Here is a 25,222-nt window from a genome sequence, read left to right as displayed (position 1 = left end):
AACCGTTCCGCCCGCCGGTACGGTTATTGTTGTATATGACTGACAGTATGTCATGTCTCTCGGTCCCGTCGTCCACGCTGAAGGTCCGGTCCGGGTCCTTCTCGTCGACGACGACCCCGAAACCGTCGCAGACACGGTTCCGGCGCTCGAGGCGTGCGACCGTCTCGAGGTCTCGGCGGTCGACGACCCGGTCGCGGCGCTCGAGGCGCACGCCGAGTCGCCGTTCGACTGTATCGTCACCGAGTTCGAGTTCGACGGTTCCACGGGCTTCGACGCGCTGCTCCGTCTCCGAGAGTTACCCAACCCGCCGCCGGTGATTCTGTTCACGAGGCTCGACTCTGTGGACGTCGTACGGGAGGCGTTCGACGCCGGTGTCGCCGACGTGGTCGAGAAACCGCCGACAGAGGCTCAACTCGCGGTGCTCGCCTACCGCATCTCGAAGGCGGTCGCCGCGGCCCGTCAGTCGACCGAACTCGACGAACTGCACGCGTGGGTCCGGGTCATCGCCGACCAGTCGCTCGTCGGCCTGTACGTGATACGCGACGGCCGAATCGAGTTCGTCAACGAGTACCTCTCGAACCTGCTCGGCTACGACACCGACGAGGTGGTCGGCCGCCCAATCACCGACTTCATCGTCGAGCAGGACCGCGCCATCGTCGACGAGAGCCTGAAGAGCCGGGAACACGGAAGCGTCGAATCGATGTCGTACACCGTCCGCGTCAGCGACCGAACCGGCGGGCAGACGACGCTGGAAATCACCGGTCAGCGGACGGTGGTCGACGGCGAGTCCGTCGTCGTCGGGACCGCGATGGACGTCACGGCCCGACTGGAGTCCGAACGGCTCCTCAGGCGCTCCGAGCGCCTCACCAGGCAGATAATCTCGTCGCTCCCGGACATGGTGTTCATCTCGGAGCCGACCGAACTGGACATCGTCTACATCAACGACCAGTTCGAGAGCGTCTGGGGGCGAGACGTGTCGCTCCTCTACGAGGACCCGCGTTCGTTCCTCGAACTCGTCCACGTCGACGACCGCGACCAACTGAGGCGAGCCATCGACGAGATGTTCGCCGACATCCGAGACGGCGGCGTCGACAAGCAGTACGAGTACGAGTACGAGTTCCGGTTCATCCCCGAGGGGAGCGAGACCATCCGCTGGGCGAACGCCCGCGCGGTCCCACTCCTCGACGAGAACGGCGACGTGACGAACATCCTCGGCGTGATGTCCGACCTGACGGAGCGCATCAGCCACGAGCGCGAACTCGCCCAGCAGAACGCCCGGCTCGACGCCTTCGCCCGCGTCCTCTCACACGACATCCGCGGACCGTTGTCGGTCGCGCAGGGCCGGCTCGAACTCGCTCGCGAACTCGACGACGGCAGCCACCTCGACTACGTCGAGCGCGCCCACCAGCGCATCACCGACGTGGTCGAGGACGTGCTCTCTCTCGCCCGCGACGGGCGTTCTATCCTCGACGCGGAGGAAGTCTCGCTGGCGGACGCCGCGGCAACCGCGTGGGAGATGTGCTCGCCCAACGCCGGCCACGTGCGCTGTGAGGTCGGCGAACTCCCGGTGGTCGAAGCCGACGAGAGCCGGGCGACGCGGCTCTTCGAGAACCTGTTTCGGAACGCGCTCCAGCACGGCCGAAGCGACCCTGACGACGCGTCCACCGCGAGCGACGACTCGGAGCTCGTGATTCGCGTCGGTGCCCTCCCATCGCACCGCGGCTTCTTCGTCGAGGACAACGGCCCCGGCATCCCGGCGTCGATTCGCGACCACGTCTTCGACTCGGGATTTTCCACCAAAGACGGCGACGGAAACGGCCTCGGACTCGGCATCGTCCGGCAGATTGTCGACTCCCACGGCTGGGTAATTCGGGTCGTCGACGGCGGGTCCGGGGCGCGCTTCGAGGTGCTTTTCGACCCCGTCGGCGAGGCCGGCGCGACCGACTGACCGGGGCGAACCGAAGGGGACGACGACCGCGCCCCGGCGACCGCCCGCTCGCTCCGCGAGACCGACGGACCGCGCCACCGCGACCGCGCCCCCGAAAGCAGATATATCCCCGTGGCATAGGAGTCAACGATGCTCTTGGTCCTCTGTGTCGACCTCGACGACGACCTCGGCCGCAAGACGGGTCTCTCGACGCCCGTCGTCGGCCGACAGCGCGTCGAGGACGCCGCGGTGGCGCTGGCCACCGCGGACCCGGAGGACTCCGACGTGAACGTCCTCTTTCAGGGCATTCAGGTCCACGACGAACTCCTCGAATCGGAAGACGAGGAGGTCGAGGTCGCGGCGGTCACCGGGTTGGAAGGAAGCGACGTGAAAGCGAACCGCGCCATCGGCGACGAGATTGACACCGTCCTCGCGAGCCTCTCGACCGGCGAGCCAGTCCACGCCATCGTCATCACCGACGGCGCACAGGACGAGTCGGTCCTGCCGGTCATCCGCTCTCGCGTTCCCATCGACGGGGTCCGTCGGGTCGTCGTCAGACAGGCCCAGAACCTCGAATCGATGTACTACACGATGAAGCAGGTGCTCGCCGACCCCGAGACCCGCGGGACCATCCTCGTCCCGCTCGGCATCCTGCTTCTCATCTACCCCTTCGTCACCATCGCCAGCTTCTTCGACGTGCCCGGCGCGGTCGTCCTCGGTCTCATCTCGGCGCTCCTCGGCCTGTACACGCTGTTCCGCGGGCTCGGCCTCGAATCCGCCGTCGACGAGGCGGCCAACCGTGCGCGCAACGTCCTCTACGCCGGTCGCGTCACTATCATCACCTACGTCGCCGCCGCGGCGCTCCTCGTCGTCGGCGGCGTCCGCGGGGTCGAACTCCTCGAAACCGTCTCCGACAGCGTCGGCGGCGACCCCGCCCCGGGACTCATCCTCGCGACGCTCGTCCACGGCGCGGTCGAGTGGTTCGCCGCCGCCGGTATCACGAGCAGCCTCGGGCAGGTGACAGACGAGTACCTCCACGACCGGTTCAAGTGGCGCTACCTCAACGCGCCGTTCTACGTGTTCGCCATCGCCATCGTGCTCTACGCGCTCTCCGGCTTCTTCCTCCCCGAGGGCGTCGTCGGCGTCCAGAAGTTCTACCTCCCCGGCCTCGCCGTCGCGCTCACGGTCGGCACGCTCCTCGGTGTGCTGAGCACGCTCACGTTCGCGGTGGCGGAGTCGCGCTATCCGACCGGCTCGGACGGCGACGGCGAGCAACCCGCGTAATCAGTCGCGGGCGGTCGCTCCGCTCGGCGTTTTCTGTCGGTTTTCAGCGTCGTCGGTGCCGAACTCGAAGCCGCCCCGTCAGCTCTCGCGGACGATGACGAACTCCGCGAGGTCGCGGAGGTACTCCAGCGGCTCCGAGTCTTCGACGCCCGAGGAGTCGAGGGCCGAAAGCGCTTCGTCGGCCTGCTGTCGGGCCCGGCGGTTCGCTTCCTCGGGGGTCAGGTCCGTCACCTGTACGAGCGACGGCCGGCCCATCTCGGCGTCCTGTCCCGTCGGCTTCCCGAGTTCCTCGGCGTCGGCCGTGGCGTCCAGCACGTCGTCGCGAATCTGGAAGGCGACGCCGACGCGGGCCGCGTAGTCGCCGAACGCCTCGACGACGTGGGCGTCGCCGCCGGCGGCGACAGCGCCGAGTTCGGCGGCGGCGCGGAACAGCGCGCCCGTCTTGCGGTGGGCGAGTTGCATGTACTCGGCTTCGTTGGACGGGACCGCGACGAGTTCGGTCGCCTCGCCCTCGCCGAGTTCGACCATCGATTCGGCGACGATGCGGGTGGCGCGGTCGGACGACGAGAGGAGGGCGAACGCCTCGCCGAGCAGGCCGTCGGAGGCGATGATTGCCGGGCCGTAGCCGTACTCGGCCCACGCGCTGGGCGTGCCGCGGCGGATGTCGGACCGGTCGATGATGTCGTCGACGACGAGCGAGGCGTTGTGGACGAGTTCGACGCCGACCGCGAAGTCGACGGCGTCCTCGGGGGTGCCACCGACGGCCTCGCAGGCGAGGATGGTCACGGCGGGGCGGACGCGCTTGCCCCCCGCGAGAGCGACGTGGTCGAGTTGGTCGGCGAGTTCCGACGGCTCGACCGCCGAGACGACCTCCTCGAGGCGGTCGTTTACCATCGTGACCCGGCGCTCCAGGTATTCCATTGTCGGTTCGTAGGGTTGGGTAGGGAAGTACGTACCGGATTTGGAGAAACCGCGCGACTGGGGTGCGGCGCTCAGAGAACACGTGCCCCGGAGACGTCGCTCAGGAGTTCGCGTCCGCAAAAATCTGGACCAAAAAGATTGAACGTTTACTCGAACTGCTCGATAAGCTCCGGAACCACTTCGAAGAGGTCGCCGACGATGCCGTAGTCGGCGATGTCGAAGATTGGCGCGTCGGGGTCGGTGTTGATGGCGACGATGTTCTCGGCACCCTTCATCCCGGCGACGTGCTGGACGGCGCCGGAGATGCCGATTGCGATGTAGAACTTCGGCGTGACGACCTTCCCGGACTGGCCGACCTGCCGGTCCTTCGGGAGCCAGCCGTTGTCGACGATGGGCCGCGACGACGAGAGCGTCGCGCCGAGCGCGTCGGCGAGTTCCTGCACGAGCTCAATGTTCTCTTGTTCTTCGATGCCGCGGCCGACGGAGACGAGCACGTCGGCGTCGGTGATGTCCACGTCGCCGCTGCCGACTTCCTCGAAGCCAGTCACTCGCGAGCGCACGCGAGACTCGTCAAGGTCGAACGAGAAGGCCTCGACCGCGGGCTCGCCCGGCTCCTCGGCGGCGTCCCACTCGCCGGGGCGGACGGTGACCGCGGCGCGGTCGGCGTCGACCTCGACGGTCGATTCGACCTTCGAGGCGTACATCTCGCGGGTGACGACGAGGCCGCCGTCGTTCTGGAGGCCGATGGCGTCGGTCACGAGCGGGAGGTCGAGGCGCTCCGCGACCGCGGGGGCGTAGTCGAGGCCGTTGACCGTGTTGCCCATGAGGACGTACGTGGGGTCGAGCTCCTCGGAGAGGGCCTCGACGGCCTGCACGTACACGTCGTGGTTGAACTCGTCGCCCTCGGCGACGGTGTGAATCGCGTCCACGCCGGCGAGCGAGAGCGCCTCGGCGAAGGCGTCCACGTCGCCGCCGATGACCGCGAGGTGGAGGTCGCCGCCGGTGTCGCCGACGAGGTCGGCGCCGGCCGTCACGAGTTCGAACGACACGTCGCGGGGGCTTCCGCGGCGGTGCTCGACGACGGCGAGCACGTCGCTCATTGCGCGCCCACCCCCTTCTCGCGGAGGACGGTCGCAAGGTCGGCGGCCTGCTCCCCGGCGTCACCCTCGAAGTAGGTCGCGTCGGACTCGGTCTCCGGCTCGTACACGTCGGTCAGGACGAGGTCGGACTCGACCGCCGCGGCGTCGAGGCCGAGGTCGGAGAGCGCGAGCGGCTTGATCTCCTTCGACTGGGCCTGCCGAATCCCGCGCAGGCTCGCGTAGCGGGGCTCGTTGATACCCGTCTGGATAGTGAGGACCGCGGGCAGGTCCACCTCGGTGAGCTCCTCCACGCCGCCTTCGAGTTCGCGGCGGACGTTCGCCACGCCGCCGTCGGCGTCGAGGTCGAGCGCGTTCACGACCGCGGCCCACTCGAAGTCGATGGCCGAGGCGAGCGAGACGCCGGTCGCGCCGAAGCTGTCGTCGTTCGCCTGCACGCCCGTCAGGACGAGGTCGGGGTCTTCCTCCTCGACGACCGCCGAGAGCAGGCGCGTCTTCGCGCCCACGTCGAGCAGGTCCACGCCGTCGAGCGCGTCGTCCCACACGCGGACCGCGCGGTCGACACCCTTGGCGAGCGCCATGCGGATGGTCTCTTCGGACCGCTCGGGGCCGATGGTAACGGCGACGACCTCCACGTCGTCGTCGCTCTCCTCGGCGATTTGGACGGCTTCCTCGACCGCGTACTCGTCCCACTCGTTGAGGTCGTAGTCGAGGTACTGGTCCGCCACGCGGAGCCCGTCGAGCTCGAAGTCCTCTTCGACCTCGGCGACCTCCTTGACGGTTACGAGAACTTTCATCAACGTTCACTACCGACCGGGGAGAATAAACGTTTTCGCACCGCGGTCGTCGGCGACGCCGTCGCCCGATTACTCCTCGTCTTCGTCCTCGTCGGGGAGCGAGATGAGGTTCTCGCGGCCGAGGCGCAGTTTCTCGACGCGCCCCTCGTCGGCCATCGCCGACAGGAGCTGCGAGACTTTGGCGTCGGACCAGCCGGTCTCCTTGACGATGTTCGCCTGCTTCATCCGCCCGCCGCTCCGTTCCAAGAGGAGTTCGACCCGCTCTTCGTCCGAGAGTAAGTCGAGGTCGACATCGTCGGGCGCTTCGCCTGCTTCGCCGTCGTCGTCAACCTCTCCGTCGGTGCCGAGTTCGTCGGATGGTTCCGGCGTCGGCTCCTGACGCCGCGTGGGCGTCGATGCCGACGGTTCGACCGCGTCCGCGTCGCCCGGTCGCCGCCGGGTGAACAGGACGACACCCGCCACGAGCACCAAGAAGACGATGGCACCGCCACCGACGAGCGTCCACGGGATGGCTCCGTCCGACCCTGTGGAAACGTAACTCACGCTTAGTTGCTCGGTCGACTCGAACGTCCGCGGTCCCTCGGCGACGACGGCGTTGTTCTCCAGCGGGATGTCCGTGTCGCTGACGGCGTAGCCCGGGGGCGTCTGAATCGTGAGGTTCTGGTTCGACTGCAGGGAGGTGACCCACGTCTCGCCGCCGCCGGCCGAGAAGGCGTCACCGACGCGCAGCCCTTCGTCGGTCTGTTCCGCGAAGTTCGTCCACGTGAACCTCAACACGAGGACGCCGGTCCCGTTTTCGACGTACCCCGTCGTCGTCGCGTTCCGGACGGTCATCGACCGACCGGTCTGCTCGGCGGCCGTCTGGCTGACGCGCTGAAAGAAGGCGGCGTCGGGGCCGACGTCGGTGGTTCCCTGCTCGTACTCCTGTGCGAACTCTTCGAACGCCGCGGTCTCGTTTCGCGTCTCGAGCTCGTAGCGCATCTCGATGCGCCAGTCCGCCGAGCGGTCGTCGCGAACTCGAATCGATATCTCCGTCCGCGGCGACCGTTCGAGACTCGTCTGCTGGGTGACGAGCGGTGCGCGGCCGAGGGCGGCGGGCGCTTGCGAGCGAGAGTCGGTACCGAAATCGCCGACTCCGGAATCGTCGACTGCCGCGTCAACGCCGTGAGCGCCAACCGCAGTCATATCTGTGGCCGCCGCCGGGACTGCGACGCCGGAGACGATGGTGAGGAGGGCAACGATGAGGGCGGCGCTCCGCATACGTAAATCCGTTTCATCCGGCGATGAAAACGCTTTCCATCGACTCAACAGCGTCATACGCCGCCGAGGCCGACTCCCGTGGCTCGTGGGGACGACGGCGTCAAGAGGGTCATTTTAGTACCGGCACCGTGTACCCTCACGGCGATGAAGGCCCTCCCGCTCGTCGTCGTCATGCTCTTGGTGGCGTCGCCGGTTCTCGGCGCGGTCGGTCCCGCGGACGGCTCGGCCCAAGCGACGGCTCTCGACGAGCCGGCCCCCGCGCAGGTCCAGTCCCCGTCCAACGAGACGATTCACGTCCTCGATATCCCGTCGTCGCAACTGGTTCGAGCGACCGTCGAGCCCGCCCATGTCGACCTCGGCCCGTCCCTCGGCTTCGCCGGCCTCGATGCCAGCGTCGAGGTTCAGTCGCGCGCGTCGATCGAGCGTATCGAGTCCGCGGGCGACGACAGCACCCGCCAACAGCTCATTCTCGACGAGATAAACAGCATCGAGCAGCGCGCGATTGCGCTGCAAAGCGCACAGCGCTCCGCAGTCGAACAGTTCAACGCGGGGGAGCTCACCGCGCGCGAACTCCTCGTCGAACTCGCGCGAATCGACGCCGAGGCCCGCGGCCTCAACGAGCGACGCGTCGCCCTCCGGGAACTCGCCACCGAGACGCCGGACTTCTCTATCAACTCCGGCCGGCTCGCGGCGCTCGAACGCGAACTCGACACGTTCACCGGTCCCGTCCGAAAGTACGCCGTCTTGGTCATGACCGGTGAGTCCGATGCCGCGCGGTTCTCCGTCCGAACGAGCGAGACGGGCGTCGTCCTCGGCGTCGTAGCTGACGGAGAGTACGTCCGCGAGGCCTACCGCGCCGGGCTCCGCAACCGCGACCAGAGCACGGTCTCCTACGAGGAGGCGCTCGACATCGTCGCGGAGAGCTACCCCACCATCTACTCGAGCCGCGCCGCGCAGAACGGGACCAACGTCATCAGCGCCGGTGACAGCCACCGCGTGCGAATCAACTACGACCGCGGTCAGTTGACCGCCTACGTCGACGCCGGGAGCGGGCGGGTGTTCAAGGAATCGCAGACCCGCCCCCTCGGTTCGATTGCGACCGGGGCCGTCGCGACCGAGGTCAAAGACGGCCTCGCGCTCACTGTCGACCGGACCTACCCCGGCGGACCGCTCCGAATCCAGCTGAACGAAAGCGGGAGCGACGACCCGGTAGACGCGAACGTCACCATCGGGCTCGAAGCCAGCCAAGAGAGCACGCTTCTCGGCCACACCGGCACCGACGGGACGCTCTGGACCGTCTCGCCGTCGTCCCCCTACACCATTACGGTGATTAAGGGCAACTCGGCGGTCGTGCTCACCACTTCACCGACGCCGATGCCCGACCTCGTCATGAACACGACCGCGGAGGCGAACGACAGCGCCGCGATGATGACCTCGACGCCGACCGAGTCGACGAGTTCCGCGTCGGTCGGTTCGGAGGGCGCACCGCCCGGTCCGCCGGCGGTCATCTGACCGGAGCTTCTTATCCCATGACGGGGCCACCCCGTCTCGATGTCCCGTCAGTTCCGCCGCTCGACTCGCGGCTCGTCCGTGCTCCTCGGGAGCGTGCTCCTCATCGGTCTCGTGGTCGTCGTCGCGGCCGCCGTCGGCGCGGCGGCGTTCGACGCGGCCGACTCCTCGCCGACGCCGACCCGGCCGACGGCGCTGTCGCTCGCGGTCTCGGGCGACACGCTGTCGCTGACCCACGAGGGGGGCGCGCCACTCGACGTGGAGTCACTCGCGATTCGAATCTCCGTGGACGGAGAGCCGCTCGCCCACCAACCGCCCGTGCCGTTCTTCTCGGCCAGCGGGTTCCGTCCCGGACCGACCGGTCCGTTCAACGCCGCGGCCGACTCCCGGTGGACCGCGGGCGAGACGGCGACGCTCGAACTCGCGGGGACGAACGACCCGGACATCGAACTCGGCGCGACGGTAACCGTCCGCGTCTTCGACGGGGAGACGCCGGTCGCGGCGCTCGAAGCGAGCGCGTCGTGAGTCAGGGGTGACGAAAACGAGCGTCCGAGTCGAACGCGGCGGTCGCGATTTATTCCTCTGGTGCGCGCGCGATGGTCACGATGGCCCGCGGACTGCCGGGCTGGCGCTGGAGGATGTGGTGTTCGATGTCGACGAAGCCGGCGGCCTCGAACATTCGGTCGGCCTCCTCCTCGTCGTAGAACAGCATGATGGCGTCCGCCAACTTCTGGAAGACGCCGGATTTCGGGTCGTCGGGACCGACGACGAGGACTTTGCTCCCCGGCTTCACCACGCGTCGGAACTCCTCGAGCGCGGTGACCGGGTTCGGCCAGTACTCGATGGAGCCGGACGACCAGATGACGTCGAAGGAGTCGTCGGCGAAGGGGAGCCGCTCCGCGTCCCCGCGATAGAACCTGACCTCGTCGTTCTTGCCGAACTTCTCCCACGCCTTCTGCATCTGGTGGATGCTCTGGTCGAGGCCGTGGACGTCGTCGGTGTAGCGGAGCAGTCCCTCGGTTCCGAAGCCGGTGCCACAGCCCACGTCGAGGACGCGGTCGCCCTGCTGGATGTCGAGCATCTCCAGCGCCTCGTCGCGCATCTCCTCGTTCCAGATGAACGGGTTCACCCGGTCGTACACCTTCGAGAGGTACTTGTAGAACAGGCGGGCCCGCGCTTTGTTTTCGAGGACTCCCATCGCGCCGGGATTAGGACTCACCGATGATAACGGTGCGGATTCGCCGCGCCGGTCGGCGTTCACGGGGGGGTAAACCGCCGCGTTCCCCGAGCGTCTGTCACAGACTTTCCGCAAACACCTTATACAGCGCTTGTGCAACGTTCCTGTGATACGAGTATGCCGAGACAAGAGGTTCTCGAACGAATCAAAACGGCCGAGCAGGAGGCCGACGACATCGTTGAAGAGGCCGAGGCCAAACGTGAGGAGCTCGTCGCGGAGGCGCGTCGCGAAGCCGATGAGATTCGCTCCGAGGCCGAAGAAGAGGCCGCAGAGCTCGAATCCGAGCGTCTACAGGAGGGACGCGCGGAAATAGAGACGGAGCGGGAACGCATCCTCGAAGAAGGCGAGGACGCCCGCGACGAATTGGTTGCCGAGGCGGAAGACCACATCGACGACGCGGTCGAATTCGCCATCGGCAAATTCGAGGAGGCGGTTGATGCTCAGACCTGAGCAGATGAGCAAGGTCTCGGTGACCGGTTCCAAGGGCGTCATGCCCGAGGTCATCGAGGCTGTCCACGACCTCCGACTGCTGCACGTCACCGAATACGACGGCTCGTGGCAGGAGGAGTTCGGATTCGAGACGGGGTCGCCCATCGAAGGCGCCGAGAGCGCGTCCGACAAGCTCGTCACCGTCCGCTCGCTCAAGAGCATCCTCGGGGTCGAAGACACCGACTCCGGCCGGCAGCGCATCGTCCCCGACGACGCGCTCGGCGAGCCCCTCGAAGAGATTCGAGCCGAGGTCAACGAACTGGACGACCGCCGCTCAGAGCTCGAAAACGAGCTCCGCGCGGTGGACGAAGAAATCGACGCGATGGAGCCGTTCGTCGACCTCGGGCTCGACCTCGACCTGCTTTCGGGGTACGAGACGCTGCAGGTCGTCGTCGGACAGGGGAAGGTCGAACCCGTCGAGCGCGCCGTCGTCGACGCCGACGAGATCAACGCTTACGAGATCTTCTCGGGCGAGCGAACGCACGCCATCTTCGGCCGCCCGGTCGACGGTGCCGACGAGATGGCGCTCGCCGACGCGCTCGTCGGCGTCGAGTTCGCCACGCTCGAAGTCCCGGACGCCTCGGGAAGCCCCGAAGAGCACATCCGCAACCTCGAACAGCAGAAGCGCGAAATCGAGTCGAAGCTCGAGACCGTCGAGTCCGAGCTTCACGACATCGCCGTCGAGGAGGGCGAGTTCCTCCTCGCCGCCGAAGAGCGCCTCGCAATCGACGTCCAGAAGACGGAAGCACCGCTCTCGTTCGCGACGACGGAGAACGCCTTCGTCGCCGAGGGCTGGATTCCGAGCGAGCGGTACAACACGTTCGCGAGCACGCTCAAAGACGAGGTCGGCGAGCACGTCGCGGTCGAGGAGCTCGAACGCGCCGAGTTCTCGCGTGACGGGCACGACCACGCGCGCGAGGATGTCGCCGAGAGTGGTGGCACGGTCGCCGCCACCGACGGCGGAACCGTCTCGATGTCCAGCGACGACCCGCCGGTCGTCCAGAAGAACAGCGGCGCAGTCAAGCCGTTCGAAATCCTCGTTCAGGCGGTCAATCGCCCGAGCTACTACGAGTTCGACCCGACCATCATCCTGTTCCTGACGTTCCCGACGTTCTTCGGGTTCATGATCGGTGACCTCGGGTACGGTGTCATCTACACCGCCATCGGCTTCTTCCTCTACTCGAAGTTCGATGACGGCGCGATCAAGAGCATGGGTGGCGTCACCATCGCCGCGGGGCTGTTCACGACGTTGTTCGGCATCCTCTACGGCGAGATATTCGGCTTCCACCTCATCACCGAGTACTTCTGGGAAGGCGTGCTCGGGATGTCGCACCCGCCCATCGAGAAGGGACTGTCGCCGGCCACCTCTGAGTGGGCCCTCGGTTGGCTCACCGTGAGCGTCGCCGTCGGTATCTTCCACGTCAACGTGGGGTACATCCTCGACTTCTTCGAGAACTACGAACTCCACGGCGCGAAGGACGCAGTCCTCGAAAGCGGTTCGTGGATCCTCATGCTGAACGGCCTGTGGATCTGGATCTTCAGCGACGCGCTCGGTGGCGTGCCGCCGGAGTTCCTGTTCACCACGTTCGCGGCTGACGGGCTCATCCCGCTCGGCTTCTCCGGCTTCTCGTTCATCGTCGGCTGGGCCGGCTTCGGGATGTACATCCTCGGCGCGGTGCTCCTCGGGATGGCCGAACTGGCCGAACTCGTCGAGTTCGCCGCCCCGCTTTCGAACGTCCTGTCGTACACGCGTCTCGGCGCGGTCCTCATCGCGAAGGCGTCGATGGCGTTCGCCGTCAACCTGCTCGTCTTCGGCGTGTACGTCGACGACCACGGCGGCTGGCACTTCGGGCTCGGCGGGATGCCCGACTCCGCCGCGGTGGCGGCACTCGGCGCGGGTGAAACGCTGAGTTACCACGGCTACGAAGTGACCGAGGTCCTGTTCGGCGGCATCTTCCACACGGGTGCCGCGGGCGTCGTGGGCGGACTGCTCGTCCTCGTCGTCGGTCACCTGGTCGTCCTCGCGCTCGGCGTCACGAGCGCCGGCCTACAGGCCGTGCGTCTCGAGTACGTCGAGTTCTTCAACAAGTTCTTCGAGGGCGGCGGCCGCGAGTACAACCCGTTCGGGTACGACCGCGAGTTCACGACCGAAGACTAACCCTCTCCGGCGATTCTTCTTTGACTTCGTTCGCTCGGAGCGGCCGCTTTTGCAATGACGACGATTCCGCCGTCGTAGACAGACCGTCCAGACGTTTTGGGAACCTTTATGATACGGCTGACGCCACATGCAGACGTTCGGAGACGACAATCCGGTACTCAGGAACACACAATGATTGAAGCAATTGAACCCCTCATGACTGCACTGCAGAATGAAACCGCTTCCTCGCCCGCTATCACCGCCGACGCTGCGGCGGCCCTCTCCGTCGGTATCGCCGCCTTCGCCGCAGGCTATGCGGAGCGTGGCATCGGTTCCGCTGCGATGGGCGCCATCGCGGAAGACGAGGACCTCTTCGTTAACGGGCTGGTCCTTACGGTTCTCCCCGAGACCCTCGTTATCCTCGCACTGGTCGTTGTCTTCGCGGCCTAAGCACCCCCTCTCTTTCCCATTATGAGTTTGGACAACGTCGTTGAGGACATCCGAGACGAAGCCCGCGCACGCGCAGAGGACATCAGGCAGGACGGCCAGGATCAGGCGGACGAAATCGTCGCCGAGGCCGAGGCCGACGCCGAAGAACTCCTCGAATCGCGGAAGGCGGACGTCGAGCAACAACTCGAACGGGAGCGCGAACAGGCGCTCTCCAGCGCGAAACTCGAAGCCAAGCAGGCTCGACTCAGCGCCCGTCGTGACGTGCTCCAGCGCGTCCGCGAGCAGGTCGAAAGCGAGCTCGCCGAGCTGGAAGGCGACCGTCGCGAAGAGCTCACCCGCTCGCTGCTCGACGCGGCGTCGGTCGAGTTCGAAGACGAAGACGAAGTCTCCGTCTACGGCCGTGCCGACGACGAGGACCTGCTTTCGAGCATCCTCGAAGACTACGACGGCTACGAGTTCGCCGGCGAGCGCGACTGCCTCGGTGGCGTCGTGGTCGAGGGCTCGAACTCGCGCGTCCGGGTGAACAACACCTTCGACTCGGTCCTCGACACAGTCTGGGAGGACAATCTGAAGGAAGTGAGTGCGCGACTGTTCGACGACCAATGAGCACTACAGGCGGCTCGAATCCCGAATACGTCATCGCTCGCGTTCGAGCGCGACGTAGTGCCCTGTTCGGCGACGAGGAGTACCGCAAACTGGTCCGCATGGGACCGGCCGAAATCGCTCGGTTCATGGAGGAATCGGAGTACGAAACCGAGGTCAACGCGCTCGGCAGCCGTTTTTCCGGCGTCGACCTCATCGAGTACGCGCTGAACCAGAATCTGGCGAAGCAGTTCAACGATATCCTCGACTGGGCAGACGGCCGCCTCTACGACCTCATCGCGCGGTACCTCCGGAAGTTCGACGCGTGGAACGTGAAGACGATTATCCGCGGCATTTACTCCGGCGCATCTCGCGAGGAGGTCGAATCCGATCTCATCCGCGCCGGCGAGTTCGACGACCGGCTCTTCTCGCGGCTGCTCGACGCAGGCGAGATGGAGGAGGTCGTCAACATCCTCTCCGGTACCATCTTCGGCGACGGCCTCGCGGCCGCCTACGAGGAGTACGAGGAAGTCGGCGTCCTCGTCCCCCTGGAGAACGCGGTCGACCGCGCCTTCTACGAGCAGCTGCTCGAGGGTCTGGTCGTCGGCGAAGAGGCAAAGCAGTACCGCGAGTTCCTCGAAGCCGAAATCGACTTCCGAAACGCTCGCAACGCGCTCCGCATCGCTCGCAGCGGTGCCGACCTCGACCCCGTCGACTACTTCATCGAGGGCGGCACGCTGTTCCGCGCGTCGGAGCTCGCGTCGCTGGCGACCAGCCCGGACGAGCTGGTGTCGAAGATTCGTGACAGCCGGTACGGCGACCGCCTCTCGACGGCCCTTTCGGACCTCGAAGAGGCCGACAGCCTCATCGGCTTCGAGCGCGCCCTCGACGCGGCGCTCTTGGAGTACGCGGACACGCTCGGTTACGTGTTCCCGCTTTCCGTCACGCCAATCGTCTCGTACATCCTCGCCAAGGAGCGCGAGGTCGACAACATCCGGGCCATCGCCCGCGGCCGCGAGGCCGGGCTGGACCCCGATGCAATAGAAGAGGAGCTGGTCATCCTATGAGCCAGGAAATCGCAGTTATCGGCAGTCCGGACTTCACCACGGGCTTTCGGCTTGCGGGCGTCCGCAAGTTCGAGAACGTCCCGGACGAAGCGAAGGACGACGAACTCGACGAAGCCGTGACGCGAACGCTGGAGGACGAGGACGTCGGCATCATCGTGATGCACGAAGACGACCTCGACCACCTCTCGCGCAACGCCCGGCAGTCGGTCGAGCGCAGCATCGAGCCGACGCTCGTGACGCTCGGCGGTTCCGGCGGCGCGAGCGGCCTCCGTGACCAGATCAAGAGAGCAATCGGTATCGATCTGATGGACGAATAACCAAACATGAGTCAGGCAACACAAGATTCCGTTCGCGAGGACGGAGTCATCGCAAGCGTGAGTGGTCCGGTCGTGACCGCCCGTGGCCTCGACGCCCGCATGAACGACGTCGTCTACGTCGGCGACGAAGGCCTAATGGGCGAGGTCATCGAAATCGAGGGCGACCTCACGACTATTCAGGTGTACGAAGAGACCTCCGGTGTCGGTCCCGGCGAACCCGTCGAGAGTACGGGCGAACCGCTGACCGTCGACCTCGGTCCGGGGATGATGGACGCCATCTACGACGGCGTGCAGCGCCCCCTGGACGTGCTGGAGGAGAAGATGAACTCGGCGTTCCTCGACCGCGGTGTCGACGCGCCGGGTATCGACCTCGAAAAGAAGTGGGAGTTCGAACCCACCGTCTCCGAGGGCGACGAGGTCGCCTCCGGCGACGTCGTGGGAACGGTCCCCGAGACCGTGACCATCGAACACAAGGTCATGGTCCCGCCGGACTTCGAGGGCGGCGAGGTCGTCGCCGTCGAGGAAGGCGAGTTCTCCGTCACCGAGACGGTCGTCGAACTCGACAACGGCGAGGAGATCACGATGCACCAGGAGTGGCCGGTGCGTCAGGCGCGTCCCGCCGCGGAGAAGAAGACCCCGCGCGAACCGCTCGTCTCGGGGCAGCGCATCCTCGACGGTCTGTTCCCCATCGCGAAGGGCGGAACGGCCGCGATTCCGGGTCCGTTCGGGTCCGGGAAGACGGTCACCCAGCACCAGCTCGCCAAGTGGGCCGACGCGGACATCGTCGTCTACGTCGGCTGTGGCGAGCGCGGTAACGAGATGACCGAGGTTATCGAGGACTTCCCGGAACTCGACGACCCGAAGACCGGCAACCCGCTCATGGCTCGGACGTGCCTCATCGCGAACACGTCCAACATGCCCGTGGCGGCCCGCGAGTCCTGTATCTACACCGGCATCACCATCGCGGAGTACTACCGCGACATGGGATACGACGTCGCGCTGATGGCCGACTCCACCTCCCGGTGGGCCGAGGCCATGCGCGAGATTTCCTCGCGTCTCGAAGAGATGCCCGGCGAAGAGGGGTACCCCGCGTACCTCGCCGCGCGTCTCTCCGAGTTCTACGAGCGCGCCGGCTACTTCACGACCGTCAACGGCGAGGAAGGTTCCGTCTCCGTCATCGGCGCGGTTTCGCCGCCGGGCGGCGACTTCTCCGAGCCGGTCACGCAGAACACCCTGCGTATCGTGAAGACGTTCTGGGCGCTCGACGCGGACCTCGCAGAGCGCCGTCACTTCCCGGCGATCAACTGGAACGAGTCGTACTCGCTCTACCAAGAGCAGCTCGACCCGTGGTTCGTCGAGAACGTCGAGGACGACTGGGCCGAAGAGCGCCAGTGGGCCGTCGACGTGCTCGACGAGGAGAACGAACTGCAGGAAATCGTTCAGCTCGTCGGTAAGGACGCCCTGCCGGAGGACCAGCAGCTGACCCTCGAAATCGCTCGCTACCTCCGCGAGGCGTACCTCCAGCAGAACGCGTTCCACCCGACGGACACGTACTGCTCCCCCGAGAAGACGTACGGTATCCTCACCGCCATCCACGCGTTCAACGACGAGGCGTTCAAGGCGCTCGAAGCCGGCGTCCCCGTCGAAGAGATTCAGGCCATCGAGGCGGCTCCCCGTCTGAACCGCATCGGTGTGCAGGAAGACTGGGAGGCGTACATCGAGGACCTCAAAGCAGAGATCACCGAGCAGCTCCGCGAGCTGTACTGAGACCATGAAGGAATACCAGACTATCACCGAAATCAGCGGCCCGCTGGTGTTCGCCGAGGTCGACGAGCCGATCGGTTACGACGAAATCGTCGAAATCGAGACGCCCCAAGGCGAAACCAAGCGCGGACAGGTTCTCGAATCCTCCGAGGGCCTCGTCGCGATTCAGGTGTTCGAAGGCACGACCGGTATCGACAGGAACGCGTCCGTCAGGTTCCTCGGCGAGACCCTCAAGATGCCCGTGACCGAGGACCTCCTCGGCCGCGTGCTCGACGGGTCCGGCCAGCCCATCGACGGCGGCCCCGAAATCGTCCCCGACGAGCGTCGGGACATCGTCGGCGCGGCAATCAACCCCTACTCCCGCGAGTACCCCGAGGAGTTCATCCAGACCGGCGTCTCCGCCATCGACGGCATGAACACCCTCGTCCGCGGCCAGAAGCTCCCAATCTTCTCCGCGTCGGGGCTTCCCCACAACAACCTCGCGCTCCAGATCGCCCGTCAGGCGACGGTGCCCGAGGACGAAGACAGCGGCGAGGAGTCCGAGTTCGCAGTCGTCTTCGGCGCGATGGGTATCACGCAGGAAGAGGCGAACGAGTTCATGGAGGACTTCGAGCGCACGGGCGCACTCGAGCGCTCCGTCGTCTTCACGAACCTCGCGGACGACCCCGCAGTCGAGCGGACGGTCACGCCGCGTCTCGCCCTCACCACCGCCGAGTACCTCGCGTTCGACAAGGACTACCACGTCCTCGTCATCCTGACCGACATGACCAACTACTGCGAGGCGCTCCGCGAGATCGGTGCAGCTCGCGAAGAGGTCCCCGGTCGCCGTGGTTACCCCGGTTACATGTACACCGACCTCGCACAGCTCTACGAGCGTGCAGGTCGCATCCAGGGTCGCGACGGGTCCGTCACGCAGATTCCCATCCTCACGATGCCGGGTGACGACGACACGCACCCGATTCCGGACCTGACCGGCTACATCACGGAAGGTCAGATCTACATCGACCGCGACCTCAACTCGCAGGGCATCCGCCCGCCGATCAACCCGCTTCCGTCCCTGTCGCGTCTCATGGACGACGGTATCGGTGAGGGCCTCACCCGCGAGGACCACGCCGACGTGTCCGACCAGATGTACGCGGCGTACGCGGAGGGTGAAGACCTGCGCGACCTCGTGAACATCGTCGGTCGCGAGGCGCTGTCCGAGCGCGACAACAAGTACCTCGACTTCGCCGAGCGCTTCGAAGCCGAGTTCGTCAACCAGGGCTTCGACACGGACCGGTCCATCGAGGACACCCTCGACATCGGCTGGGACCTCCTGTCGATGCTCCCGAAGTCCGAGCTCAACCGTATCGACGAAGAGCTCATCGAGGACTACTACCACGAAGACGCCGAGTCGGTCGAAGCGGAAGCCTAGACCGCGACGAACGCCGCGTTCGTCCCTCGGTTCGATTCTCCTCTTCTATTCGCGCCCCGAGCCGTGCGGCCGCGCGCCGTCCGCCGTCCGCCGTCCACCGTCCGCGAGAACTTCCTTATGGCTCGGCGACCACACCCCCGTATGGACGCCACTTCGTCTCGCGCGCACGTCCTCGCGGTCGTCGGTCCCGCCGTCGACCGGGAGCGACTCTTCGACGCGCTCTCGCCGCTTTCGGTGTCGTTCGCCGCGTCCGTCGATGCGGTGGCCCGGCGCGCCGAGGACGACCGGGTCGACTGCGTCGTGCTTGCGACCGACCGACTCGCGGACGTCGAAGCGGTCCACGGCGCGCTCGCGGTCCCGCTGGTCGTCGTCGTCCCGACCGACGGCGACCTCTCGGCGGCGGCCGCCCGCGACGCCGGCGCGGCCGACGTGGTGCCGGTCGTCGACTCGAACCTCTTCGAGCGGCTTCCCGAACGAGTCGAAAGCGTCGTCGCGTGGCGTCGCCGCGGCGCGACGGCCGCGAGCAAGATAACCGAGGATCTGAAGGAACAGGCGATAGACGAGGCACCGGTCGGCATCACCGTCGCCGACTGCTCGCTTCCCGACCGACCGCTCGTCTACGTCAACGAGGCGTTCGAGGCGATGACCGGCTACTCGGCCGACGCGGCGCTGGGGCGGAACTGCCGATACCTTCAGGGCCCGAACACCGACCCCGAGCGCGTTGCCGAACTCCGCCGCGCCATCGAGGCCGAAGAGTCGGCGTCGGTCGAACTGCTGAACTACCGCGAGAACGGCGAGACGTTCTGGAACCGGGTCGACGTCGCGCCGTTGAGCGGGCCGGACGGCGAGGTGACACACTACGTCGGCTTCCAGACCGACATCACGGAGCGCGTGCGCGCGGAGGCGGCCGCCGAGCGGTACGCCGAGAGAGTCGACGAAGAGCGCGAGCGTCTCCAGACGCTCGTCGAGCACATCGAGGGCTTGTTGGCGGACGTGACGAGCGCGCTCGTCCGCGCGGAGAGCAGACAGGAACTCGAAGCCGCCGTCTGCGACCGAGTCACCGCCGCCGGGTCGTTCACCTGCGCGTGGGTCGGTCACTGCGACCTCGCACCGGCGGTCATCGTCCCGAACGAGCGGGCCGGAACCGACACCGAATTCCTCGACGGCCTCGAAATCGACCGGTCCGACCCCGACGACCCCACCGCTCGCGCCGCGGAGACGCGGACCGTCCAGTCGGCGACCGTCGGTGACGGGAGCGTCTCCGGGGAGGCGCTCGTCCCGTTCGACTCGGTCATCGCGGTTCCGCTGGCCCACCGCGGGACGCTCTACGGCGTGTTGACCGTCTACACCGACGCCGCGGAACTCGACGACCAGGTTCGGGTGGTCTTCGGGACGCTCGGTCGGGCGGTCGGCGCGGCCATCGACGCGTTCGAGAGCCGGCGGTCCCTGCTGTCCGACGAGCGGCTCGAACTCGAAATCGAGGTGCGCGACGAGACGCAGCCGCTGGTCCGACTCGCCGCCGCGGGGGACTGCGAACTCTCGTACCGCGGCTCGGCCCAGCACGACGACGGGACCGTGAGTCTGTTCGTCTCGACGGACCCCGCGACGGAGTTCGACGAGGCCGACACCGCGCTCGACGGTCTTCGGAGCGTCGACGTCCTCCCCCGCGGTGACGACGCCGAACTCTACGAACTCACCTTCGCCGACGGGTCGCTCGTCCACCTCGTCGCCGACGCGGGCGGGCGACTCGTCGACCTCGAAGTAGACCGCCTCGGCTGTCGACTCACGGTCGTCGTCCCCGACCGCGTGGCGGGGCGGGCGCTCCTCGACGACTTCAAGTCGGTCGCGGCGAACGCCGAACTCCGCTCCGTGACGAACCGCTCCGAACCGCCGGAGGCGCGCCGCGAGTTCGTCGCGAGCGTCAACGACGACCTGACCGACCGCCAGCAGTCGGCCCTCCAACTCGCCTATCTCGGCGGGTATTTCGAGTGGCCGCACGCCGTCACCGGCGACGAACTCGCGGAGACGATGGGTGTCTCGCGGGCGACGTTTCACCAGCACCTGCACGCGGCGGAGCGAAAACTCATCTCTCGATTCTTCGACGGGGAGCCATACTAACGGGTCTCTTCGTTTTTCGATAGCCGCTCGATGTCTACCACTCTCGGTACGTCGACATCAGCACCGTGGCGACCCGCGAACTGAATCGCGGTCGTCGACCAACAGACGTGACACCACTCCGTCACGACGGATTTCGGGCGGTCCGGCCGGCCAGACAGTAAAAGATTAACACCCCAGGCGAACAACCCCCGCCAACGATGGCCGAAGACGTCAAGCCGACCCGCAAGAACTTGATGGCGATCGAAGATCGCATCGAACTCTCCGAGCGGGGCCACGACACGCTCGAACAGAAGCGTGACGGGCTCATCATGGAGTTCATGGATATCCTCGACCAGGCCCAGGACGTGCGGGCCAATCTCAACCAGGACTACGAGCGCGCGCAGAACAAAATCAACATGGCCCGCGCCATGGAGGGCGACGTGGCCGTCCGCGGCGCGGCCGCCGCGCTGAAGGAGTACCCGGAAATCACGACGCAGTCCAAGAACATCATGGGCGTCGTCGTCCCGCAGATCGAGTCCTCGCGCGTGAAAAAGACCCTCGACCAGCGCGGCTACGGGCTGCTCGGCTCTTCGGCCCGCATCGACGAGGCCGCCGACGCCTACGAGGAGCTCCTCGAATCCATCATCCTCGCCGCGGAGGTCGAGACGGCGATGAAGAAGATGCTCGAGGAAATCGAGACGACGAAGCGCCGCGTCAACGCGCTCGAGTTCAAACTCCTGCCGGAGCTCTACGAGAACCAGGAGTACATCGAGCAGAAGCTCGAAGAACAGGAACGCGAGGAGATCTTCCGCCTGAAGAAGATCAAGGCGAAGAAGGAAGAAGAAGAGAAGGAAGAACGCGCCGCCGAGGAAGCCGCCGCCGAAGCGGAAGCGGCGACGGCCGACTGAGGCCGACCCCGCGCGACCGTTCTCTCTCTAGTTCTCTCTCGGTCGGGTCTCCGACCGTTTTTCACCGTCTCGGCGCGTAGAGACTTCCATGTCCTGTCCCGACTGCGACGGTGAACTCGCCGTCTTCGCAGTGCCCGAACCGCTCGAGTCTCACGCGCCCGAGGCGGCGCTGACCGTCGGCTTGTGTGCCGGCTGCCTCCGACTTCACCCGGCGGAGACGGCGCCGACCGACGGCGACTCGCGCCCGCTCGCGGACGTGCTTCCCGAGGGCGACGCGGGCGCTTCGGTCGCGCTCCTCGTCGGCATGCTCGACTCGCTGGCGCTCAACCGCGCCGGCATCGTCGACTGCGTCGAGTTCGCCGAACGGTCCGGCATCGACGTGCATCTCACGCTCGACCGACTCCAGCGGGAGGCGGCCGACCCTCACTTCGACGTCGCCCGTCGGCAGGCGCAGTTGGACGCGTTCCTCTGAGCGCCGCCGCTCCGTGCTGTCTGACACCGTGGCGCGCGAAGACGCCGAGGAGGAGTCGTTTAGACGCCGGTGGAGTACCGGAGGATGCCGGCGATACCGCCGAACGCGTCGTAGAGCTGTTCGCCTTTCTCGAAGTCCGTGCTGATGAACTTCGTCTCGGTGCCGCGCTGGTCGGCGAGGTCCATGAGCCACTCGATGACGTCCTCGCGCTCTTTCAGTTCGGCCTCCGAGCCGCCTTCGCACTCGTGGGTCGGCGTGTTGTGACGGTGGTCGACGAGTTCGTACTCCTCTTGGCCGTCGCAGTCGTAGATGGCGATGTCCTTCCGCAGGTCCTCGGAGATGAGGAGGCGGTCGACCGACCCCATCACGAGGTTCTTCCGGGTCGCCTCGAATCCGTAGGTGGACTCGTTGCCGCGGTGGAGCTTCTCGAAGAACTCCTCCATCTGCTTTTTGTCCTTGATGACCTCTTGGTCGGCCAGCGCGTCCTGGCCGGCGTCGACGAGGTCGTACAGTCCGGACTCGTCGGTGTAGGCCACGTCGAACTTCCCGACGACGAGGTCCTGCAGTTCGTGGTGGAGGTAGTCGCCGTCGAGGAACTCGTCTTTCGTCGGCGAGGGACCGCCCACGAGGATGCCGTCCATCTCGTGTCGCTTGGGGACGAACAGGTCGTTGGCCATCCCGGCGACCTCCTGATAGAAGTTGTCGATGGCTTCGAGGCGGAGGCGGGCGAAACGCTGGGCGGACTGACCACCTTTGCGCTGCTTACCGGGGACGAGCGACGAGGCGCTCTTGACCGGCTCGACGCGCTTGCCCTTGAGCCAGCCGACGTTGGCCTCGCGGCGGTCGAGGACGATGAGCCCGAACAGGCCCTTGTCCATGAGCATGTCCTCGAGCGGTCCGGTGAGGAAGTTCGAGTCGCAGTGGTACCGGAACGACTGAATCGGCTCCGGCGGGCTCTCCAGCACCTTCGTGACCATGTCCGTCTGGCCGCCGCCGGAGTTGACCGCTCCGGAGAACATGACGATACCGCGGTCCGGTGGGAAGGTGTCGTAGTACCGGAGTCGGTCCTTGATGCTCGTCAGGGCGTCTTGGACGTTCGTTCGCGTCTGCTTCGATTTGATGTTAGACGCTTCGCTGTGCTCCGTGATGACGTGTTCGACCACGTCGGAAATCTGCTTGTCTTCGGGGATGTAGATGGTGACGAGCTGCGTTCCTGACCCTTCGTACTCTCGCAGGTCCTCGATGACCTTCTTGAATTCGTACTTTCGGCGGTCCTCGCTCGCCTCCTCGGCGTCGCTACTCATCACTCCACCTAGTCCCTCCAGCGGCTAAGTAACCTTTGACTGGGCACGTCCCGCGGTATCTCGCCGCATGAGCGGCCCTACGAACTGATTGTGGAGACCAGCGCGGTCGGAGAACATTTATGTGGCTGTCATGGGTGGACTTCGACGTTGGAATTATGGCCCGGGTGTACGCAGTTGCCAGCGCGAAAGGCGGGGTTGGAAAGACGACGACCACGGCCAACCTCGGGACGACGCTCGCGATGGCCGGTCACGACGTCGTCGTCGTCGACGGTGACCTCGGGATGCCGAACCTCGCCGGCGCGCTCGGCGTCGACCCGGACGGGGCGACGCTTCACGACGTATTGACAGGCGAGGCGGCGGTCGAGGCGGCCGTCTACGAGGGACCGGCGGGACTCTCGGTGCTCCCCGGCTCGAACGCCCTCGAAGCGTTCGCGACGGCGAACGCGAAGGAGCTCGAACCGGTCGTCTCGGCGCTCGAAGCGAGCTACGATATCGTCATCATCGACACCGGCGCGGGGCTGAGCGACGACACCTTCGTCCCGTTGAAGCTCGCCGACGAGGTCGTCTTGGTCTCCACGACGGAGCGCGAGTCGCTCGGGGACACCGAGAAGACCCGACAGCTCGCAGAGCGCATCGGCGCCGACGTGGTCGGCGTCGTCCTCACGCGCGTCAACCAGTCGAACCCGAACGCCGACGTGGTCGCCTCGCTCCTCGACGCCGGCGTCATCGCCGTCGTCCCCGAGGACCCGGCCATCCGCGAGGCGCTCAGCACGCAGGTTCCGGTCGTCGCCCGCTCGCCCGACAGCATCGCGGCCGCGGGCTACCGCGCCCTCGCCGAAGCGCTCACCGGCAAGCCGGTGCCGATTCCGGACGACGCGGTCGACTCGGCCGACTCCGAGGTCGCGGCGGACGAGTCGGACACGGAACCCGAACCGGCGGCCACCGCGGAACCCGCTTCCGACGCGGCCAGCGACGACGGCCGAGTCGACGACGAAGCGGACACGCCGGAGGCGAGTGAGCACACGTCGGTCGTTCAGGTCGACGCGGACCCCGAAGCGGACCCCGAGCCGAACCCGGAACCCGAAGTCGAAGCCGAGACCACTGACACGGACCCGGACCCGGCGGTCGAGGACACTGACGCCGACCCCGAACCGGATGACGACCTCGCGGCGTCGATTCCGTTCTCCGGTGGCTCCGTCGAGGCGTCGGACGACTCCACCGAACCCGACGCGGACCCCGCCGAGGACGCGGTCGAAGCGGACGCAGTCGCCGACCCGATGGATGGTGACGACTCCGCCGAACCCGACGGTGTCGTCGAAGCCCCAGACGCTGGTGCGGCCGCCGTCGAAGCCGGTGATGACGACGCGCCGGCCGACCCGCTGGCCGCCGACGCGTCCGACGACTCGATGGTCGCCGCCCCCGAATCGGTCGGCGACGAGGAACCGGAGAGCGACCCGCTGGCGGCGGACCTCGAAGCGGTCACTCGCGGCACCTCGACCGCCGACGACGAGGCCCTCGGTGACGCCGACGACGAGGCCGCCCTGGATGTCGACGCCGACGCCGGTGCGACGGGCGCGGACCCGCTCGCCGAAGGGGCGGTCGAAGAAGAGTCGGTCGGCGACCTGTCGCCAAGTTCACCGTCCGACGACCCCGCCGAGGCTTCCGAGACGCCGGCGGACGATGCTGACCCGGTGACTGCGGGTTCCGAATCTGAGGGTTCCGAATCCGCGGAGTCCGTCCCTGCGGACTTCGACCCCGCCGCCGAGGAGACGGACGCGCACGGCGCGGACGAACCCCTCGTCGCCGAGGCCGAGCCGAGTACTACCGACGCTGAGGCTGATGCGGACGCCGACGCCGACGAATCGCCCGAAGCCGGCGGCGACGAGGAGGGCGTCTACACCACTTCGCTCGTCGAGGAGGTCGAGTCGTTCGACGACGACGAGCGCGACGAGAAGAAAAAGGGATTCTTCAGTCGTTTCCTCGGCTAAACGGGAAGGCCTTTTACTCGCGTCTGCGGAAAGCCCTCTATGGCAGACTCTGAGTCCGTTCCCTTCTGGTGGATAGTCCTGTTTCTCGTCCTCGCGCTCGGCAGCGGTGCCGCCGTCGTCTTCTCGGTCGGCGGGTCGCTCATCGCCGGGGCCGCGGCGCTCCCGATTTTCTTCTGAACCGCCGGAAAAAAGCCGTCTCCG

Annotated in this window: 23 protein-coding genes; 17 read left to right on the top strand and 6 right to left on the bottom strand. The window is 66.6% G+C overall.

Going from position 1 to position 25,222, the window contains the following annotated elements; translation table 11 throughout:
• Positions 1-52: 52 nt before the first annotated feature.
• Both C454_RS05960 and C454_RS05955 read left to right on the top strand, forming a co-directional pair.
• Entirely contained in the window at positions 53-1,948 is a 1,896-nt protein-coding gene (locus C454_RS05960) for a PAS domain S-box protein (RefSeq protein WP_004973665.1), read from the top strand.
• A 129-nt stretch (positions 1,949-2,077) separates the two neighbouring features.
• Positions 2,078-3,211 (top strand): DUF373 family protein, encoded by a 1,134-nt coding sequence (locus C454_RS05955; protein ID WP_004973664.1) that lies wholly within the window; start codon positions 2,078-2,080, stop codon positions 3,209-3,211.
• 78 nt (positions 3,212-3,289) lie between these two features.
• Here the strand turns inward: C454_RS05955 and C454_RS05950 are convergent, their stop codons facing one another.
• From C454_RS05950 to C454_RS05935, 4 genes are all read right to left on the bottom strand, one after another.
• Positions 3,290-4,132 carry a polyprenyl synthetase family protein gene (locus C454_RS05950; RefSeq protein WP_004973663.1) on the bottom strand — a complete coding sequence of 281 codons (843 nt, stop codon included), beginning with the start codon at positions 4,130-4,132 and terminating at the stop codon, positions 3,290-3,292.
• Positions 4,133-4,278: 146 nt separating this feature from the next.
• On the bottom strand, positions 4,279-5,232 hold the full coding sequence (locus C454_RS05945) for an electron transfer flavoprotein subunit alpha/FixB family protein (protein ID WP_004973661.1): 954 nt from the start codon (positions 5,230-5,232) through the stop codon (positions 4,279-4,281).
• A complete protein-coding gene (locus tag C454_RS05940; RefSeq protein WP_004973659.1) occupies positions 5,229-6,026 on the bottom strand; it encodes an electron transfer flavoprotein subunit beta/FixA family protein in 798 nt (265 codons plus the stop codon). The genes C454_RS05945 and C454_RS05940 overlap by 4 nt, the downstream gene beginning before the upstream one ends.
• A gap of 69 nt (positions 6,027-6,095) precedes the next feature.
• On the bottom strand, positions 6,096-7,286 hold the full coding sequence (locus tag C454_RS05935) for a helix-turn-helix transcriptional regulator (RefSeq protein WP_004973657.1): 1,191 nt from the start codon (positions 7,284-7,286) through the stop codon (positions 6,096-6,098).
• 144 nt (positions 7,287-7,430) lie between these two features.
• On the opposite strand from C454_RS05935, the gene C454_RS05930 reads away from it, so the two are divergent.
• Both C454_RS05930 and C454_RS05925 read left to right on the top strand, forming a co-directional pair.
• On the top strand, positions 7,431-8,798 hold the full coding sequence (locus tag C454_RS05930; RefSeq protein ID WP_049904987.1) for a DUF7094 domain-containing protein: 1,368 nt from the start codon (positions 7,431-7,433) through the stop codon (positions 8,796-8,798).
• A 39-nt stretch (positions 8,799-8,837) separates the two neighbouring features.
• Complete coding sequence (locus C454_RS05925; protein WP_004973653.1) at positions 8,838-9,320, top strand: type IV pilin; 483 nt, start codon at positions 8,838-8,840, stop codon at positions 9,318-9,320.
• Between the two features lie 49 nt (positions 9,321-9,369).
• On the opposite strand, the gene C454_RS05920 is transcribed toward C454_RS05925, so the two are convergent.
• Entirely contained in the window at positions 9,370-9,993 is a 624-nt protein-coding gene (locus tag C454_RS05920; protein WP_004973651.1) for a methyltransferase domain-containing protein, read from the bottom strand.
• Positions 9,994-10,149: 156 nt separating this feature from the next.
• Here C454_RS05920 and ahaH point away from each other — a divergent pair, with 156 nt between their 5' ends.
• The 11 genes from ahaH (at position 10,150) to C454_RS05865 (ending at position 21,729) form a co-directional block, all read left to right on the top strand.
• Positions 10,150-10,482: an ATP synthase archaeal subunit H gene (gene ahaH / locus C454_RS05915; RefSeq protein ID WP_004973649.1), complete on the top strand. Its 333-nt coding sequence runs from the start codon at positions 10,150-10,152 to the stop codon at positions 10,480-10,482.
• Complete coding sequence (locus C454_RS05910) at positions 10,469-12,679, top strand: V-type ATP synthase subunit I (RefSeq protein WP_004973647.1); 2,211 nt, start codon at positions 10,469-10,471, stop codon at positions 12,677-12,679. The genes ahaH and C454_RS05910 overlap by 14 nt, the downstream gene beginning before the upstream one ends.
• Positions 12,680-12,850: 171 nt before the next feature.
• Positions 12,851-13,108 (top strand): F0F1 ATP synthase subunit C, encoded by a 258-nt coding sequence (locus C454_RS05905; RefSeq protein ID WP_004973645.1) that lies wholly within the window; start codon positions 12,851-12,853, stop codon positions 13,106-13,108.
• A 21-nt stretch (positions 13,109-13,129) separates the two neighbouring features.
• Positions 13,130-13,714, top strand: coding sequence for a V-type ATP synthase subunit E (locus C454_RS05900; protein ID WP_004973643.1), 585 nt, complete (start codon positions 13,130-13,132; stop codon positions 13,712-13,714).
• The gene (locus tag C454_RS05895; RefSeq protein ID WP_004973640.1) at positions 13,711-14,757 is read left to right on the top strand and encodes a V-type ATP synthase subunit C; all 1,047 of its coding nucleotides are present in this window, start codon (positions 13,711-13,713) and stop codon (positions 14,755-14,757) included. The genes C454_RS05900 and C454_RS05895 overlap by 4 nt, the downstream gene beginning before the upstream one ends.
• The gene (locus C454_RS05890; protein ID WP_004044608.1) at positions 14,754-15,074 is read left to right on the top strand and encodes a V-type ATP synthase subunit F; all 321 of its coding nucleotides are present in this window, start codon (positions 14,754-14,756) and stop codon (positions 15,072-15,074) included. Before C454_RS05895 ends, C454_RS05890 begins: the two co-directional genes overlap by 4 nt.
• Positions 15,075-15,080: 6 nt before the next feature.
• Positions 15,081-16,841: an ATP synthase subunit A gene (locus C454_RS05885; protein ID WP_004973639.1), complete on the top strand. Its 1,761-nt coding sequence runs from the start codon at positions 15,081-15,083 to the stop codon at positions 16,839-16,841.
• A gap of 4 nt (positions 16,842-16,845) precedes the next feature.
• Positions 16,846-18,252 carry an ATP synthase subunit B gene (locus C454_RS05880; RefSeq protein WP_004973637.1) on the top strand — a complete coding sequence of 469 codons (1,407 nt, stop codon included), beginning with the start codon at positions 16,846-16,848 and terminating at the stop codon, positions 18,250-18,252.
• A 141-nt stretch (positions 18,253-18,393) separates the two neighbouring features.
• Positions 18,394-20,370, top strand: coding sequence for a bacterio-opsin activator domain-containing protein (locus C454_RS05875; RefSeq protein WP_004973634.1), 1,977 nt, complete (start codon positions 18,394-18,396; stop codon positions 20,368-20,370).
• 197 nt (positions 20,371-20,567) lie between these two features.
• Positions 20,568-21,257, top strand: coding sequence for a V-type ATP synthase subunit D (locus C454_RS05870; protein WP_004973633.1), 690 nt, complete (start codon positions 20,568-20,570; stop codon positions 21,255-21,257).
• Between the two features lie 88 nt (positions 21,258-21,345).
• A complete protein-coding gene (locus C454_RS05865; RefSeq protein WP_004973630.1) occupies positions 21,346-21,729 on the top strand; it encodes a DUF6276 family protein in 384 nt (127 codons plus the stop codon).
• A 59-nt stretch (positions 21,730-21,788) separates the two neighbouring features.
• Here C454_RS05865 and prf1 read toward each other — a convergent pair whose 3' ends face one another.
• Positions 21,789-23,033, bottom strand: coding sequence for a peptide chain release factor aRF-1 (gene prf1 / locus C454_RS05860; RefSeq protein ID WP_004973628.1), 1,245 nt, complete (start codon positions 23,031-23,033; stop codon positions 21,789-21,791).
• A gap of 155 nt (positions 23,034-23,188) precedes the next feature.
• Here prf1 and minD point away from each other — a divergent pair, with 155 nt between their 5' ends.
• Positions 23,189-25,021 carry a cell division ATPase MinD gene (gene minD / locus C454_RS05855; RefSeq protein ID WP_004973625.1) on the top strand — a complete coding sequence of 611 codons (1,833 nt, stop codon included), beginning with the start codon at positions 23,189-23,191 and terminating at the stop codon, positions 25,019-25,021.
• Positions 25,022-25,060: 39 nt separating this feature from the next.
• Positions 25,061-25,198: a hypothetical protein gene (locus tag C454_RS20680; protein WP_004973624.1), complete on the top strand. Its 138-nt coding sequence runs from the start codon at positions 25,061-25,063 to the stop codon at positions 25,196-25,198.
• The last annotated feature ends 24 nt before the right edge of the window (positions 25,199-25,222 follow it).

Source organism: Haloferax gibbonsii ATCC 33959, from assembly GCF_000336775.1.
Taxonomy (GTDB): domain Archaea; phylum Halobacteriota; class Halobacteria; order Halobacteriales; family Haloferacaceae; genus Haloferax; species Haloferax gibbonsii.
The sequence above is the reverse complement of the archived record's forward strand: the minus strand, read 5'-3'. Positions and strand labels throughout refer to the sequence as shown.